Source organism: Streptomyces sp. OR43 (assembly GCF_008042275.1).
GTDB lineage: Bacteria > Actinomycetota > Actinomycetes > Streptomycetales > Streptomycetaceae > Streptomyces.
In genome coordinates this window covers 236,717-248,578 of record NZ_RDBK01000001.1, presented here as the reverse complement: position 1 = coordinate 248,578, position 11,862 = coordinate 236,717, and the positions used below count along the sequence as shown (strand labels likewise).

12 protein-coding genes are annotated in these 11,862 nt (G+C 72.6%); 4 read left to right on the top strand and 8 right to left on the bottom strand.

Translation table 11 applies throughout. The annotated features are described in order from the left end of the window. Nucleotides 1-156: 156 nt before the first annotated feature. Nucleotides 157-1,305 carry a serine hydrolase domain-containing protein gene (locus EAO72_RS01180; RefSeq protein WP_148015294.1) on the bottom strand — a complete coding sequence of 383 codons (1,149 nt, stop codon included), beginning with the start codon at nt 1,303-1,305 and terminating at the stop codon, nt 157-159. Between the two features lie 244 nt (nt 1,306-1,549). On the opposite strand from EAO72_RS01180, the gene EAO72_RS01175 reads away from it, so the two are divergent. Continuing rightward, nucleotides 1,550-2,701 (top strand): Gfo/Idh/MocA family protein, encoded by a 1,152-nt coding sequence (locus EAO72_RS01175; protein WP_148015517.1) that lies wholly within the window; start codon nt 1,550-1,552, stop codon nt 2,699-2,701. 50 nt (nt 2,702-2,751) lie between these two features. Further along, nucleotides 2,752-3,627 (top strand): DUF6807 domain-containing protein, encoded by an 876-nt coding sequence (locus EAO72_RS01170; RefSeq protein ID WP_148015516.1) that lies wholly within the window; start codon nt 2,752-2,754, stop codon nt 3,625-3,627. 24 nt (nt 3,628-3,651) lie between these two features. Here the strand turns inward: EAO72_RS01170 and EAO72_RS01165 are convergent, their stop codons facing one another. Genes EAO72_RS01165 through EAO72_RS01155 form a run of 3 tightly spaced genes read right to left on the bottom strand, consistent with a single transcriptional unit; the run spans nt 3,652 to nt 5,956 of the window. Further along, nucleotides 3,652-4,608, bottom strand: a complete 957-nt coding sequence (locus EAO72_RS01165) for an ABC transporter substrate-binding protein (RefSeq protein WP_148015293.1) — start codon at nt 4,606-4,608, stop codon at nt 3,652-3,654. Beyond that, the gene (locus EAO72_RS01160; RefSeq protein ID WP_148015292.1) at nt 4,605-5,282 is read right to left on the bottom strand and encodes an ABC transporter permease; all 678 of its coding nucleotides are present in this window, start codon (nt 5,280-5,282) and stop codon (nt 4,605-4,607) included. Before EAO72_RS01160 ends, EAO72_RS01165 begins: the two co-directional genes overlap by 4 nt. After that, nucleotides 5,279-5,956 (bottom strand): ABC transporter permease, encoded by a 678-nt coding sequence (locus EAO72_RS01155; protein ID WP_148015291.1) that lies wholly within the window; start codon nt 5,954-5,956, stop codon nt 5,279-5,281. The genes EAO72_RS01160 and EAO72_RS01155 overlap by 4 nt, the downstream gene beginning before the upstream one ends. Nucleotides 5,957-6,203: 247 nt before the next feature. On the opposite strand from EAO72_RS01155, the gene EAO72_RS01150 reads away from it, so the two are divergent. Continuing rightward, complete coding sequence (locus EAO72_RS01150) at nt 6,204-6,596, top strand: nuclear transport factor 2 family protein (RefSeq protein WP_148015290.1); 393 nt, start codon at nt 6,204-6,206, stop codon at nt 6,594-6,596. A 91-nt stretch (nt 6,597-6,687) separates the two neighbouring features. Next, on the top strand, nt 6,688-7,362 hold the full coding sequence (locus EAO72_RS01145) for a formylglycine-generating enzyme family protein (RefSeq protein ID WP_148015289.1): 675 nt from the start codon (nt 6,688-6,690) through the stop codon (nt 7,360-7,362). Nucleotides 7,363-7,386: 24 nt separating this feature from the next. Here the strand turns inward: EAO72_RS01145 and EAO72_RS01140 are convergent, their stop codons facing one another. The 4 genes from EAO72_RS01140 to EAO72_RS01125 all read right to left on the bottom strand — a co-directional run. Beyond that, nucleotides 7,387-8,952: an ABC transporter ATP-binding protein gene (locus EAO72_RS01140; protein ID WP_148015288.1), complete on the bottom strand. Its 1,566-nt coding sequence runs from the start codon at nt 8,950-8,952 to the stop codon at nt 7,387-7,389. Further along, entirely contained in the window at nt 8,949-9,815 is an 867-nt protein-coding gene (locus EAO72_RS01135; RefSeq protein ID WP_148015287.1) for an ABC transporter permease, read from the bottom strand. Before EAO72_RS01135 ends, EAO72_RS01140 begins: the two co-directional genes overlap by 4 nt. Further along, nucleotides 9,815-10,756 (bottom strand): ABC transporter permease, encoded by a 942-nt coding sequence (locus EAO72_RS01130; RefSeq protein WP_148015515.1) that lies wholly within the window; start codon nt 10,754-10,756, stop codon nt 9,815-9,817. Before EAO72_RS01130 ends, EAO72_RS01135 begins: the two co-directional genes overlap by 1 nt. Nucleotides 10,757-10,764: 8 nt before the next feature. Further along, nucleotides 10,765-11,862, bottom strand: a 1,098-nt coding sequence (locus EAO72_RS01125) for an ABC transporter substrate-binding protein (protein ID WP_148015514.1), incomplete at its 5' end; no start/stop codon positions are given.

The window sequence follows — 11,862 nt, the reverse complement described above, 5'->3', positions numbered from 1 at the left end:
GCACTACCGCGCCCCGGGGTCCGCTCGGTCACGGACGCCTGCCCGGCACCACCGCGCCCCGGGGTCCGCTCGGTCACGGACGCCTGCCCGGCACCACCGCGCCCCGGGGTTCACTCGGTCACGGATGGCTGACGGGTGCGTCCGGGCGCCGAGGGTCTACTCGCCGGCCACGTGACGCCAGAAGTCCCGCATCACGCGTGGCGGTTTGGGACCGGCCAGCTCCACCTGGGTGAGCATGATCGCGACGGTGCCGGTGGCCGGGATGATGTGGGCCGCGGTGCCGGTGCCACCGACCCAGCCGTAGCGGCCCGGTACGTTCCAGGGAGCGGTCCGCTCGACATCCACCGAGCCGCCGAATCCCCAGCCCTGTCCCTCGGTGAACAGTCCGCTCGCCTCGCGCTGCCCGGGTGTCAGATGGTCGGTCGTCATCTGCCGCACAGATTCGGGCGTCAGCAGAGCGCGGTCGCCCACGGTCCCGCCGGCGAGCAGCATCCGGCCGAAGGCGCACCAGTCGGCGGCGGTCGAGACCAGGCCGCCGGCCGCGGACGGGAATTGCGGCATGCTGCTCCACTGTCCGTCGGGAGCATCGACGCGTTCGAGGTCACCCGCCTCGCCGGCGCGGTAGTAACTGGTGAAGCGGTGGAGCTTCTGCGCGGGTACGTGGAAGCCGGTGTCGGTCATGCCGAGCGGTTCGCACAGCCGCTCGGCCAGGAACTCCGGCAGCGGCTGCCCGGAGGCCCGGGCGATCAGGACGCCCAGGATGTCGGAGCAGGCGTTGTACAGCCACGACTCCCCCGGCTGGTCCAGCATGGGGATGCGCGACAGCGTCGCCATCCAGGCGTCCGGGGCGGCGACGGCCTGTGGCTGCGGCGGGCCCTGCTTCAGCTCGTCGAACAGGGGCGCGACGGCGGGAAGCGAGAAGTCGGACGGGAATCCGTAGCCGGCGCGGAAGGTCATCAGGTCGAACACGGTGATGGGCCGTGCGGCCGGGACCACGTCGTCGACCGGGCTCCCGGGCGTGCGCACGACCATGGGCGACGCCAGTTCGGGGAGCCAGGTCGACACCGGGTCGTCCAGGGCGAACCGGCCGTCCTCGACCAGCATCATGGCCGCAGCCGCGGTGATCGGTTTGGTGAGCGAGGCGATCCGGAAGATCGACTCCGGGGTCATCGGCGTGCCGCCACCGGCGTCCGCGCCGCCGACCGCCTCAAGGTCCACCCGGCCGCCCCGGGCCACGAGGCCCACGGCTCCCGGCACGGATCCGTCGCGTACGTGCGTCTCCAGTACTTCGCGCAGGGTACTCATCGCTCCGCCTTCTCGCGTCGAGGGTCAACACAATGACTCCCGCGACGGCGCGAACTCATCGGGCCGCGCCGGGCGGCCCCACGCGCTCACCCCCCGGCGGGATCCGAGCGGCAGGCCGCCGGTCGGGCCGGGAGGTCGCCTGCTGCGGCGCGGAGGCGGGTCTCTTGACCTGAACCCTGCGCAAAGCCTAGGTTTCCGCAGGGAGAAAGCGCTTACTACCGGGTGGGCGCCCCTCACCGTGGAGGTGTTTGTCACGCCCAGCCAGGCTTCCCCCAGCCGGCCGATCCGGGTCGCGATCGTCGGAACCGGCGCGATCGCACGCGTGAGCCATCTGCCTGCCCTGCGTGCGCTGGCCGCCGAACAGCCCCTGGAGATCGTCGCGGCGGTCGATGTCGACGCCGCGTCCGCCGAGGCGTTCTGCGCCGAGGCGGGCACCGGCCGGCCGTACACGGATCTCGACCGGATGCTGGCCGAGGAGCGGCCCGATCTCGTCACGCTCGGCACCCCGCCCCGCTTCCACCGCGACCAGACCATCGCCGCGCTGCGGGCCGGAGCCTGGGTGTGGTGCGAGAAGCCTCCCTGTCCCTCGCTGGAGGACTTCGACGCCATCGAGGCGGCGGAGGCCCCCGACAAGGGCGGCCCGTTCGCCGCGATCGTGTTCCAGCACCGGTTCGGATCCGGCTCGGACCACGTCCGGGCGCTGCTGGCCGAGCGGGCGATGGGGCGGCCCCTGGTCGCCCACTGCCAGACCACCTGGTACCGGGACGAGGCGTACTACTCGGCGCCCTGGCGGGGCCGTTGGAGTACGGAAGGCGGCGGCCCCGCGATGGGCCACGGCATCCACCAGATGGATCTGCTGCTGGATCTGCTGGGTCCCTGGGCGGAGATCCGGGCGATGGCGGGACGGCTGGTGCACGACGTCGAGACGGAGGACGTCTCCACGGCGCTGGTCCGCTTCGAGAACGGCACCATGGCCACGATCGTCAACAGTGTCCTCAGCCCGGACGAGGTGAGCCGGATCCGGATCGACTGCGAGCGGGCCACCGTCGAGCTCACCCATCTGTACGGCCATCGCAACGCCGACTGGCGGATCACCCCGGCCCCCGGAGTCGCCGCTGAACAGGTCGCCGTCTGGCGGGACTTCGGAGCCGATGTGCCCAGCTCCCACGAGGCCCAGCTGCGCGGCCTGCTGCGCGATCTGCGGGCCGGCCGCCGGCCGCGCAGCAGCGGCGCCGACGGCCGCACCAGCCTGGAACTGGTCTCCGCCCTCTACAAGGCCGCCTTCACCGGAGGCACCGTCCGGGCCGGCGAGATCGGCCCCGGTGACCCGTACTACAGCGCTTTGCACGGCAACGCACCCGGCTGGGCGCCCGAGCCGGCGGAGCAGTCCGCGTGACCGGCCGGATCACGCTGGCGCACCGGCACGGCGACCACATCGCCGTCGCGATGGCGGACAGCGGGGTGGAGCTCCTGCGGTACGTGTACCGGCCCGAGGCGGCCTGGGAGGCGCCGAAGCCGTACATCCATCCGCTGCGCACCCTGCTGGGCCGGGTGGTGACCGACTACCGGCCCAACGACCACCGCTGGCACAAAGGACTGCAGCTGACCGCCTCCCATCTGTCGGGGCAGAACCTGTGGGGCGGCAACACCTATGTACGGGGCGAGGGCTACCAGCCGCTGCCCGAGCGGGTGGGTTCCATGGCGCACCGCGGTTTCGACGAGGTGTCGGTACGCGAGGACGGGGCCACGGTCGCCGAGCGGCTCGGCTGGCATCCGCACAGCGGGGAGCTGTGGGCCGACGAGGCGCGCCGGGTCGAGGTGCACGACATCGATCCGGCGTCCGGCAGCTGGGTGCTGACGTGGTCGTCGGCCGTCACCAACCGGCGGGACGAACCTCTGCGGTTCGGCAGCCCTGCCACCCACGGACGCGACGGCGCCGGCTACACGGGGCTGTTCTGGCGGGGCCCGCGCGCGTTCCGTGACGGCCGCGTCCTCACCCCGGACGGGGAGGGCCCCGAGGTGATGGGACGGCAGGCGCCCTGGCTGGCGTACAGCGGCGAGCACGACGGGGCGGACGGCCACGCGACGCTCGTCTTCGCGCACACGCCCGAGAACGACCACACGGGCGAGGGCGGTCAGCATCCCGCGCACTGGTTCGTCCGCAACGACCCCTTCGCCGCGGTCGCCCCGTCCTGGGCCTTCCACGACGAACTCGTCCTGGCACCCGGCGCCACACTGACCCGGCGCTACCGGGTGGTCGTCGCGGACGGGGTGTGGGACCGCGAGCGGATCGAGGCCCGGCTCGCGGGGCTGGCCCGGTGAACCCGTGCGCCGTCAGCGGTCCGGTCAGTCGCCGGGAATGAGGCCGTGCGAGCGGAGGTAGGTGCGGGCGACGTCCTCGGGGAGCCGGCGCCAGCTGTCCACCTGTTCGTTCAGCCGGGCCAGGTCCTCGGTCGTCAGTACGGTGTTCAGCTTGCCCAGTGCCGTACGGACGCCTTCGCTGCCCGCCCGCGACCGGTTGACGACGGGTACCAGGTAGTCGGCGTTCTGCAGGTGCTTGTCGTCGGCCAGCAGGACGAGGCCGAAGTCGTCCAGGGTGGCGTCCGTGGTGGTGGTCAGCACCATCTGGTCACGGCCGCTCTGGACGGCCTGCTTGGCCTGGGTCGTGCCGACACCCTTGGGGTCGACAGCGGTGATGTCGATGCCGTACGTCTTCTTCAGCCCGGGGGCGCAGTAGGGGCGCTGGACACATTCGTCGCCCGCGGCCAGGCGGACCGGGAGTCCCGACCTCCCGAGGTCGCTGAGCGACTTCAGGTGGTGCTTCGCCGCGTAGGCGGAGGTGACGGCGAAGGCGTTCTGGTCGACGGCACGGCCGGGGTCCAGGACGGTCAGGCCGCGGGGCGCGGCCAGGGCGCGCAGCGCCTTCATGGTGGTGGCGAGGTCGGGTGAACCGACGGGGGTGGCGTCGGCGCCGTTCTTCTTGGCGTTCAGCCAGTCGGCGAAGGTGGCGGCGTACTCGGGGACGACGTCGATCTGTCCGTTCTCCAGGGCCGGTTCGTAGATCTCCCGGTTGGTGACGGAGATGATCTCCGTGGAGTATCCGGCCCGGCCGAGAAGGAGCGCGTACATCTGGGCGAGCAGGTCGCTCTCGGTGAATCCCGCCGAGCCGATGGTGAGGTCTTTGCTGTCGCCGGGCGGGGCGGTGACCTCTCCCTGGTTCTCCAGCGTGGGCCCGGTGGTGCAGGCGGAGACCGGTGCCAGCATCAGGAGCAGGGTCACGGCGACGGTGTACCGGGCCCTCATCCGGTGTTCCCGCCCCGGGCCCGGTCGGGGGCGATTCGCTGCGCCAGCTCGAAGAGTCCTTCCACGAGCAGGGCGAACACGGCGACCAGCACGGCTCCGGCGACGACCTGGGCGGTGGAGGCGAGGTTGAAGCCCGCGGTGATGATGCGGCCCAGTCCCCCGCCGCCTGCCAGCGCGGCGATGGTGGCGGTGGCGACGAGCTGGACCGCCGCGATCCGTACGCCGGTCATGATCAGCGGCAGCGCGAGCGGCACCTCGACCTGGAAGAGCATCTGCCGGCCCGTCATGCCCATGCCCCGGGCGGCCCGTACGACGTCCTGGTCGACCTCCCGCATGCCGACGTAGGCGTTGGTGAGCAGCGGTGGTACGGCGAACAGGACGAGCGCGACGACGGTCGGCCCCTCGCCGAACCTCCCGATCGGGGTCAGCAGCAGCAGGACGAGGACGGCGAAGGTGGGGACGGCACGGCCGATGTTGGAGATGTTGACGGCCAGGGCGCCCCCCTTGCCGAGGTGGCCGAGGACCAGGGCGATGGGCAGGGCGACGAGGCAGCTGATCAGCAGACAGACAACGGTGAGGACGAGGTGCTGGGCCAGCCTGGTCCAGATGCCGTCCTCGCCGTACCAGTGCGCCGAGGTGGTGAGCCAGGTCCATGCCTCGGAGAGGGTGTTCACGACTGCCTCCGTGTCCAGGGGGTCAGCAGGCGCTGCGCGAGCAGGAGCAGCAGGTCGGCGGCGACGGCGATGACGACGCACAGGACGGAGGCGGTCAGCACCTGGGCCTTGAAGTAGGTGTTCATCCCGGAGTAGATGAGGTTGCCGAGCCCGCCGTAGCCGACGATCGCGCCGATGGTGACGAGACTGACGGCGGAGACGGTGGCGATGCGCAGGCCCGCCATCGCGGCGGGCAGGGCGAGCGGGAGTTCCACGGCGACGAGCAGCCGCACGGGGCCGTACCCCATGCCGCGTGCCGCCTGCCGGGTCTCCTCGGGTACGGCGCGCAGCCCGGCCAGGATGTTCCGCACCAGCAGGGTGAGCGAGTACAGGACGAGGCCCGCCACGACGAGCGAGGCGGAGAGTCCGTACACGGGGAGCAGCAGCGAGAACATGGCCAACGACGGGACGGTGTAGAGGATCGTCGTCACCCCGAGCACCGGGCCGGTCGCCCAGCGCCAGCGGCGGGCGGCGAGGGCGAGCGGCACCGCGATGACGAGTCCGATGAGCACGGAGACCGCGGTCAGCTGGAGATGTTGGAGCACGGCGTCCCAGAGGATCTCCCGACGACTGCTCAGGTAGGCGCCGCAGATCCACTCGTTGCGCGCGAGGCAGTCGTCCGGGGGCGCGGTCACCTGTCCATTGCAGCCCGGAGCGGTGCGCGGGCGCCCGTCCGGCTCACCCGTCCGGGGGGAGGTGCCCTCGGACGGGTGACCGGACCCGGGGGCCGGTCATGTCGCGGCTTTTGGGTCCGGCCCTCGGGGACCACCTCACGGGCGGCTCGGACATGCCGTTCGCCGGAGCGGGAGATCTCTGGACACACAGACACCGAGGCGATTAATCTCATCCACACCTATTCAAATAATTGACTATGGAGCCGGAATGCATCCTTTCCGCAAGGCCGTCGAGGCGCACGACCTCGACGCGGTCGAGGCACTGCTGGCCGAGGACGTCGTCTTCACCAGCCCGGTCGCGTTCAAGCCCTACGCCGGCAAGGCGCTCACCGCCGCGATCCTGCGCGCTGTCGACCAGGTCTTCACGGACTTCCGCTACGTCCGGGAGATGGCAAGCGAGGACGGGCGCAATCACGCGCTCGTCTTCGAGGCGAAGGTGGGCGACCGGAAGATCAGCGGCTGCGACTTCCTCCACACGAACGAGGCGGGCGGGATCGACGACCTGATGGTCATGGTCCGGCCCCTTTCGGCCGCACAGGCGCTGGCCGAGGCCATGGGCGCCAGGTTCGAGCAGATCGGCCGTGAAGCCTCCGCGGGCTGAGCCCCGATTCGCCAAGCTCCCGCGAAGAAGCGACGGTTGACTCGGTTCACATGGACTCCGCAGGCTGTGCGGTTGATAGGGTCACCGCCCTATGGACACCAGCACCGAGTTCACCATGGTCGACGTTCCACCGGGACGGGTGACCCTGTCGGACCGTCGTACGCAGCGCAGCTGGACGGTCGATCTCGCGCCGTACCGGCTCGCGGCGTACCCGGTCACGCAGACCCAGTACGCGCAGGTCACCGGCGAGCGGCCGAGTACGGCACAGGGCGACCTGCTGCCCGTCGAGGGCGTTTCCTGGCTTGACGCCGTCCGCTTCTGCAACGCCCTCTCCCTGCACGAGGGACTGGTGCCCGCCTACTGCCTCCACGACGATGCCGCCGCCGTCGAATGGCACCCGGCCGCCGGCGGGTACCGGCTGCCGGCCGAGGCCGAGTGGGAGTACGCGTGCCGGGCCGGCACGACGGAGGCGCGGTACGGGCCCCTCGACGACATCGCCTGGCATCGCGGCAACGCGCAGGACCGGCCGCACGAGGTGGGCGGCAGGCAGCCCAACGCATGGGGCCTGTACGACACGTTGGGGAACGTGTGGGAATGGTGCTGGGACGTGTACGACGCCGAGGTGTACGGCACCTACCGGGTGCTGCGCGGCGGCGGCTGGTTCGACGAGCACTGGAGCTGCCGGGCCTCGGTGCGGCGCCGCAGCCATCCGACGTTCCGGATCGACGACACGGGATTCCGTGTCGCACGCTCGGGTCCGCGGTGAGCCGCCCCCAGGAGGTTCGGTCCGTCATTCGGCGCTCTCCCGCAACGACCGTGCCGCGGCGGTCAGTTCCGCGGTGAAGGCGTGGCGCGGCGCGTTCAGCACGTCGCTCGCCGCCCCGGCCTCGACGATCTCACCGTCCTCCAGCACGGCGATACGGTCCGCGAGGGCCGCCGTGTCCAGATCGTGGGTGATCAGGACGAGGGCGGGGACGGCGCCGGACCGGAGCAGCCGCGCCAGCAGTCCGAGGAGCGAGCGCCGGGCGAACGTGTCGAGGCCCGACGTGATCTCGTCGCAGACCAGGACCCGTGGGCGCGCCAGCAGGGCGCGGGCCAGGGCGGCACGCTGGAGTTCGCCTCCGGACAGTTTCCCGGGGACGCGCAGCGCCCGCTGAGTCGGGACATCCAGCGCCTCCAGTACGTCCACCGCCTCCGCCCGCGCCGCGACCCGGCCGAGGCCGCGCAGCCGTACGGCCGTCCGTGCGATCTGGTCGAGTACGGGCCGGTGGGCGTCGAAGGCCGCCTGTGCGTCCTGGAAGACGTACTGGACCGCGGCCAGTTGCTCGCGATCGCGGTCCCGCAGACTGCGTGGCAGTGGGCGCCCGTCCAGGAGCAGTTCGCCGTCGTGGTCCCGGTGGAGGCCGCTCAGACAGCGGGCCAGGGTCGTCTTGCCGCTGCCCGAGCGGCCCACCACGGCGAGGCTCTGACCGGTGCGCAGGGTGAGAGCCGCGCGGTGGAGCACCGGGAGCGGGCCGTGGCGCGCCGTGAGTGCCCGGACGTCGAGGACGGGTGCGGCGCCGGTGTCCGCGCGCTCCGCGCGCATGCGGATGTCGGGCGGCGGCGTCAGGAGTTCCCGGGTCCACGGATGGTCCGGTGCGCGCAGGACCTGGTCCGCTGGCCCCGCTTCGACGGCCTTTCCGTCGCGCAGGACGACGACCTCGTCGGCGAGGGCGCGCACGACGTCCAGGTCGTGACTGAGCAGGACCACGGCGACGCCCTGCCGGGCCAGGGCGTCCAGCAGTTCCACGACGCGCCGTTTCGTCAGGGGATCCTGCCCGGTGGTGGGCTCGTCCGCGACCACGGCACGGGCGCCGAGCAGCAGGGCCTGGGCCAGGACCACGCGCTGCTGCTGGCCGCCGGAGAGCTGGTGGGGGTAGCGGCGGAGCAGGGCCCCGTCCGAGGGCAGCTGGGCGCGGGCGAGGGCGTCGAGCACGCGCTCACGTGCCGCCGCCCGGCGCCGGGAGCGTGGCAGGTGCGTCACCCGGCGCCGGGCGATGTCGCCCAGCAGGGCGCCGGTCCGGCGGGCGGGATTCAGCACGGCGGCCGGGTGCTGCGGGACGTACCCGATCAGCCCGCCCGTCACGCGCACGTCCCCCGTCACGCGCGCGCCGGGCGGGTACTCGCCCAGCAGTGCGCGCCCCGTGGTCGTCTTGCCGCTGCCCGACGCTCCGAGCAGCGCGACGATCCGCCCGGGCAGCACCCGCAGGCCGAGGCCGTCGACGATCGCCCGTCCGCCGGTCTCCACGCGAAGTCCCTCGATCACGGCGACGGGTTCCGTCCCGCCGGCCGTCCGGGGCCGTGCGGCCGTGTTCATGCGTGCTTCTCCTTGGTGCCGTGGCGTGCGAGCGCGGCGTCGACGAGCAGGTTGCCGCCCATGGTGAGCGCGACGATCAGCAGGGCCGGGACCACCACCGCCCACGGCTGGACGAACAGCCCGGCACGGTTGCGATCCACCATCACGGCCCAGTCGGCGGCGTCCGGAGCCACTCCGACACCGAGGAACGCCGCCGTGGCCACGAGGTACAGGGCCCCGGTCAGACGGACGCCCGCGTCGGCGGCCAGAGTCCGGGCGACCGACCTGCCGACATGGCCGAAGGCTATGCGCGCCCAGCTCTCGCCCTGCATGCGGAGCGCCTCGACCGCCGGACGCGAGGCGGCGTGCGCCCCCGCGGCACGGACGATCCTGGCCGCGTCCGGGACGTTGACGAGTGCCACCAGAAGGGCGAGGCCGGCCGGTCCCGGTGCGACGGCGGCGGCCACCAGCAGAATCATCAGGAGTGACGGGACGGAGAGCAGCACGTCCAGCGGACGCATCAGCAGCTCCTCCACCCATCTGCGACGGGTGAGAGCGCAGACGAATCCGGCGGGCAGCGCCACCGCGTGGGCGAGGGCCGTCGAGGCGAGCGCGACGAGGACCACCGACCGGCCGCCCAGCAACACCTGCCTGCCGACGTCCCGGCCGATGAAGTCCGTGCCGAGACGGTTCCCCTCCCCGGTGGTGAGCGAGGTACCGCGCGGCCCGGGCTCGCCGGCGAACAGCGGTCCCGCCAGGGCGAGTACGAGCGGAACGCCCACGATGAGCAGACCGGGGACGAAGCCGCGGGCCCGGGTGCGGGCGGGCCGGCCGACGACGAGCGCCTTCAGTCCGCGGCGGGAGCGGGCGAGCGCGAGGGCCATCACGCCGCCACTCCCGCGCGCGGCGCGAGGCGGTGGGTGACCAGGTCCGCCCCGAGATTGAGCAGTACGGTGGCCAGTCCGAAGACGACCGCGAGGCCCTGCACCACGGGGACGTCCCGCTCCGCGACGGCGTTCATCAGGACCGTGCCGAGCCCGGGGATCACGAACAGCGCCTCCACGACGACCACTCCGCACAGCAGCCAGTCCACCGTGCGGGCCAGTTGCTGCGTGGCCGGGGCGATCGCGTTGGGCAGGGCGTGGGCGTAGCGGACCCGCGCGCCGCCCACGCCGCAGCGGAACGCCTGAGCGACGTACGGCGAGGCGAGGGCGTCGGTCATGCCGGCCCGGACCAGCCGGGCGAGCGAGCACACCGGGCGCGCCAGCAGGACCAGGACGGGGAGCACCAGGGCGGCCGGGTGGGCGAGCAGGTCGGTGCCGTATCCGACGGCGGTCGGCGGCAGCCAGCCGAGCCGGAGCGCGAAGACCGTGACCAGCAGCACGCCCAGGGCGAACTCCGGTACGGCGTACAGGCCCAGGGTCACCGCGCTGACGATCCGGTCGGCGGCGCGCCCTTCGTGCCGGGCCGCGAGCACACCGAGGCCGACCGCGGCGGGTACCAGCAGCACCACCGTCGGAACGGCGAGCAGGAGGGTCGGGCCGAAGCCGTCCGCGAGGTAGGTGCTGACGGGCCGCCCCGAGGTCAGTGAGACCCCGAGGTCGCCGTGGAGCAGTCCGGCCGCCCAGTCGAGCAGACGTTCGACTGGTGGACGGTCCAGGTGCAGGGCGGCCCGGACCGCCTCGATGCGTTCCGGGTCCGGCTGGTCGCCGGCGAGGGCCACGGCGGCGTCGCCGGGCAGCGCCTCGGTGAGGGCGAAGACGAGCAGCACCACGGCCGCGGTCTGCGCACCTGCGAGCAGCAGCCGCCGTGCCGCCCAGGGCATGGATGCGCTCACGCGAGCCACACCCGGTCGAAGCGTGCCCAGTCGAGGGTGTTGGCGGGTGCCTGCTGCTCGATGCCCCTGACGCCGCGGGCGGTGCCGAGTATCCAGTCGGCGAAGCCCCAGATCAGGAAGGGACCCTCGGCGTGGAGGCGACGCTGCATGCGGGCGTAGACGGCGGAGCGCTCCTTGGGGTCCCGGGTCGACTGGGCCTGCTGGTAGAGGGCGTCGAAGTCCGCGTGGCGCCACTTGGTCGCGTTGGTGGTCGAGCCCGTGAGCAGCCGCTGGGAGACGTGCGACTCGATGGGCATGGCGCCCGAGCGGTAGCAGGACAGGGTGCCGGCGTCGAGGATGTCCTTCCAGTAGGTGTCCTTGCTCCCGGTCCTCACGTCGACCGTGATGCCCGCCTCGGCCGCCTGGTCGCGGAAGACGGCGGCGGACTCGGTGAAGCCGGCGGCGACGGGTGAGGTGTCGAGGGTGATCCGCAGGTCCTCGGCGCCCGCCTGCTTCAACAGACTGCGCGCCCGGCCGAGGTCCTGTGCACGCTGGGGCAGGCTGTCGGCGTAGTACTCGTATCCCTTGCCGAACAGGTCGTTGCCGATCTCCCCGGCACCGGAGAGGGCCCCCTGGACGAGTTCCTCCCGGTCGGCGACGAGCATCAGGGCCTGCCGGACGCGCGGGTCGTCGAAGGGCGGCCGGTCGGTCTTCATCGCGAAGGACTGCATCGCACTGTTGCGGAGCCGTACGATCCGGATCCGGCCGCCGTTCTCGTGGGCGCGGGCGGTCGCCGGGTCCAGCTCGTGGGCGTACTCGACCTGGCCGCCGAGCAGGGCGTTGACGCGCGCGGCCTCCTCGTTGGCGACGACGAACTCCAGCTCGTCCAGGTGCGGGGCACCGTCCCAGTAGTCGTCGTTGCGGCGCAGGACGGTGGAGCGGCCGGGGGCGAAGGACACGAGGCGGAAGGGACCGCTGCCGACGGGCCGGCGGTCGAAGTCACCGTCGCGGGCCGAGGCGGGGACGATGTACGCGCCGAACGCCGCCATCACATGGGGGAATTCGGCTGTCGGCCGCTTGAGGACGAACTCGACTGTCCGCTCGTCCAGGGCCCG